We start from the raw sequence: 3,722 nt of genomic DNA, 5'->3' as shown, positions 1-3,722 counted from the left end.
ATGCAAACTCATTCTATCTTTTTTTTACCATGAATATGGTCCATTACCTATCACTAAAATAGATGAGTTAACTAAAAACAACACCATGACAAATAAAAATCATCACTCAGCCGCATGAATATCACATTAGAGAAGGTGATATTTTCATGGCAGAGAGAGAAACAAACTTGAAATATACAGATATAGGATAAGTGAAAAAGAGGCTAATAAAATTCAGCCCCTCTTTTTATACGATTACTTTTGAGTCAGTAGGAACTTAACAACATCCGCATACTGTTTAACATAGATATCCATTGAGCTGGTATCCATGCCATCGTTCTTAATCATATATTTGCCATTAACAAACATTGCTGGCACACCACGTAATTGCAAATCTTCAGCGGCTTTTTGCTGCTGAACAACCAGTGATTTAACCACAAAGCTGTTTAATGCGGCGTCATAGTCTTCACCACTCACACCTGCTTTGATAAATACATTACGGATGTCACCCGGTGTTTGTACAGTTTGTGTTTTCTGTACACCTTCAAACATCAATGGAGTGACTTTTTCCTCAACACCCAACGCCATAGCGACAGCCCATGCTTGAGTCAGTTCCTTGCCCAATGGGCCGAGGAAATCAACATGGTAACGGGTCATTTTAGTCCCTTCTGGCAATGCTTTTTTGACTGCCTGAGGAACATGATAAACCTCTTCAAACTGGTAACAGTGCGGGCAATAGAAAGAGAAAAACTCTAAAACCTGAGGCTCACCGGTTAATGGTTTGTTTAACGTCTGATACTGGGTGCCATCAGTAAATTGTGCTGCCGATGCACTGAATGCCATCACCATACCAACAAGTGCTAACCATACATTTTTCATACTATAACAATCTCCATTATCTTAGCTTTAGTACATTGGCATTAGCTGCAGAGGGGGTGCCTGCAACAGCTTAACCTGTTCTGTAAATGAGGCAGTCTGTTGTAACCAGAAATCAGACTCCGCCATCCACGGAAAACTTTTAGGAAATGCAGGGTCTTGCCAACGCCTGGCAACCCATGCAAGGTAATAAACCATCCGCATCGCGCGTAACGGTTCAATGAGTGCAAGCTCGCGCTGATCAAAATCAGCAAACTCACCATAGGCTTCAAGCAAAATATCCAGTTGGATTAATTGCTCACTGCGTTCACCATGTAACAACATCCAAAGATCCTGAACCGCCGGGCCATTTCGGGCATCATCCAAATCAACAAACATCGGCCCATCACGCCACAAAATATTCCCTGGGTGACAATCGCCATGTAACCGCAATGGCCGCCAATCAGTATGCCAATACTGCTTGATGGTGCTAATCAGTAGGTCAGTTGCCGCCAGAAATTTATCTCGCTGCTTTGCTGGCACTAACTCACTACTGGCCAGTAACTGGCGCGGTTCTGTTAGATACTCCTCAATACCTATTGTTGAGCGAGCGACAAAAAGAGCATCACTACCTACCTGATGAATTCGGCCTAAATAACGCCCAACCCACTCTAATTGGTCAAGATTATCTATTTCATACTGTCGCCCGCCAACACTCGGAAAAACAGTAAAGAAAAAGCCACCGTGAGTATGCAAGGTGAGTCCGTTGAGCTGCAATGGGGCTATTACCGGGATTTCCGCTTCAGCCAAATCAAGCGAGAATTGATGCTCTTCTATGATTTGCTCACTGCTCCAGCGCTCAGGGCGATAAAACTTCACCACGTACCGTTTACGATCTTCATCCATAAACTGATAAACGCGGTTCTCATAGCTGTTAAGCGCAGTTAACCCTGAATCCACCCGCAGTCCTACCCCTTCAAGGGCATCCATAATCAGGTCTGGAGACAAGGTCTGAAAATTAAAAGCAGAGCTGTTCATAACAACATTCAGTCTTTATAAGTGACAGCGGCGCGCTGAGAATAATAAATAGTATCATCAAAAACCCCTATCTCCGCAGACAGGAGCATGACTAATCTTTAATGATGCCACGGGCACGCAATATGGCAGACTTAAAGTCTTCCTCGTAATCCTTTTTCAGACCAGGAATGACTTCCGTTGATGCTGAACCACGCATTTTTAGATGATAAATAAGAATATCGTCCGTGAGCTCTGAAAGCCCACCTTCAAAACCGGCCTCATTTGATAGTTTTTGTAAAAACTGCACCAGATTTAAATCGGGCTCTTGCTGCCAGGCGGGATGTAAAAGCTCAATCAGTTCATTAACACGATGGCATTTCATAGCAAATTTATCCTATTCAAAATATGCTGACAAAGTAACAGGGATATTCACACAGGGAAAGAGAGCCTATTGTCAATAAAAGTAAATCCTGACCAGCCGTGCTATTTAAAGATACAATTCGTCCGTCGGTTGAATGCAACGGAGTGATAAAAATGCAGCCCAATATTACAGGTGTTATTCTTGCAGGAGGCCGTTCTTCCCGAATGGGAGGTAATGATAAAGGACTTATTCTTCTTCACAATAAACCGTTGTTTCAACATGTCATTGATAGATTAAAACCTCAAGTTAACAATCTCCTTATTAATGCTAATCGTAATCAAGAGATCTACCAAAAAAGTGGAATTACTGTCATTAACGATATCATTACTGGCTTTGTAGGGCCATTGGCGGGTATGCATACAGGGTTAAGCTATTCAGCTACGGAATGGGTTGTATTTGCTCCTTGTGACGTTCCTGCGCTTCCAAGCAATTTAGTGTCTCAACTTTGGCAAGGAAAGCAGCAAGCACTGGCGGCTTATGTTCACGATGGCCAGCGAGCACACCCGACATTAGCGCTAATGCATGTTAGCCTGAAATCACTGCTTGCGGAATATTTAGCAAAAGGCGATCGCAAACTAATGATATTTATGGAGAGTGTTAATGCTCAATCCGTAATATTCAGAGGGCAAGGAGAGCAATTCAGTAACCTAAATACCCCCACCGACTGCGATTTATGGGAACAAAGTAAAAGAGGTGAGTTATGAGCCGAAAAATATCACCACTATTAGGGATTACCGCATACAGTGGTACAGGAAAAACAACATTACTCAAAAGCCTAATTCCTTTATTACAACAGCGCCAAATCCGGGTGGGTCTGATCAAACATACACATCATAATATGGAAATTGATACGCCAGGCAAGGATAGCTATGAATTACGCAAGGCAGGCGCCCACCAGACGTTAGTTGCCAGTGATTGCCGCTGGGCATTAATGACCGAAACACCGGAACAAAAGCCGTTGGATCTGCACTATCTTGCCAGCAGGTTGGATACCTCAACTATCGATTTAATCTTGGTTGAAGGCTTTAAGCATGAGCCAATCAATAAAATCGCTCTATATAGAGAAGCTGTGGGCAAGCCGTTCTCAAGCTTGATTGATGAATATGTTATCGCATTAGCAAGTGATAAACCGATTGCTACTGATGTCGTACAGCTGGATATTAATCAGCCAGAACAGATTGCAGAGTTTATTTGTAGCTGGTTAGAGAAAATCAGAATGACTGAAGAAAGTATTTAATCAGCACTATTGCTTATATTAAGTTTCATCCTAACCAAACGCAAAAAAGGCCACCCGTCAGGGCAGCCTCCTCTTTTATTATTTAGCTATTCGCGCACATAGCAAAAACCCCACGCTTTTGGCATGGGGTCTCGGCTTTATTTGATGCCTGGCAGTGTCCTACTCTCGCATGGGGAGACCCCACACTACCATCGGCGCTACGGCGTTTCACTT

The 3,722-nt window shown here is 43.0% G+C and carries 5 protein-coding genes; 2 read left to right on the top strand and 3 right to left on the bottom strand.

Features of this window, described 5'->3' with window-relative positions:
• Nucleotides 1-234: 234 nt before the first annotated feature.
• From dsbA to FTA91_RS19980, 3 genes are all read right to left on the bottom strand, one after another.
• Nucleotides 235-858: a thiol:disulfide interchange protein DsbA gene (gene dsbA, locus FTA91_RS19990; RefSeq protein ID WP_050114877.1), complete on the bottom strand. Its 624-nt coding sequence runs from the start codon at nt 856-858 to the stop codon at nt 235-237.
• 27 nt (nt 859-885) lie between these two features.
• Nucleotides 886-1,872: a serine/threonine protein kinase gene (locus FTA91_RS19985; RefSeq protein ID WP_050114879.1), complete on the bottom strand. Its 987-nt coding sequence runs from the start codon at nt 1,870-1,872 to the stop codon at nt 886-888.
• A gap of 91 nt (nt 1,873-1,963) precedes the next feature.
• Complete coding sequence (locus FTA91_RS19980) at nt 1,964-2,233, bottom strand: YihD family protein (RefSeq protein ID WP_050114880.1); 270 nt, start codon at nt 2,231-2,233, stop codon at nt 1,964-1,966.
• A 152-nt stretch (nt 2,234-2,385) separates the two neighbouring features.
• Between FTA91_RS19980 and mobA the strand changes: the two genes are divergently transcribed.
• Nucleotides 2,386-2,976, top strand: a complete 591-nt coding sequence (gene mobA, locus FTA91_RS19975) for a molybdenum cofactor guanylyltransferase MobA (RefSeq protein ID WP_186366618.1) — start codon at nt 2,386-2,388, stop codon at nt 2,974-2,976.
• Nucleotides 2,973-3,509, top strand: coding sequence for a molybdopterin-guanine dinucleotide biosynthesis protein MobB (mobB, locus tag FTA91_RS19970; protein ID WP_145535753.1), 537 nt, complete (start codon nt 2,973-2,975; stop codon nt 3,507-3,509). The genes mobA and mobB overlap by 4 nt, the downstream gene beginning before the upstream one ends.
• Nucleotides 3,510-3,722: the final 213 nt, after the last annotated feature.

Source organism: Yersinia thracica, from assembly GCF_902170565.1.
Classification (GTDB): Bacteria; Pseudomonadota; Gammaproteobacteria; order Enterobacterales; family Enterobacteriaceae; genus Yersinia; species Yersinia thracica.
The sequence above is the reverse complement of the archived record's forward strand: the minus strand, read 5'-3'. Positions and strand labels throughout refer to the sequence as shown.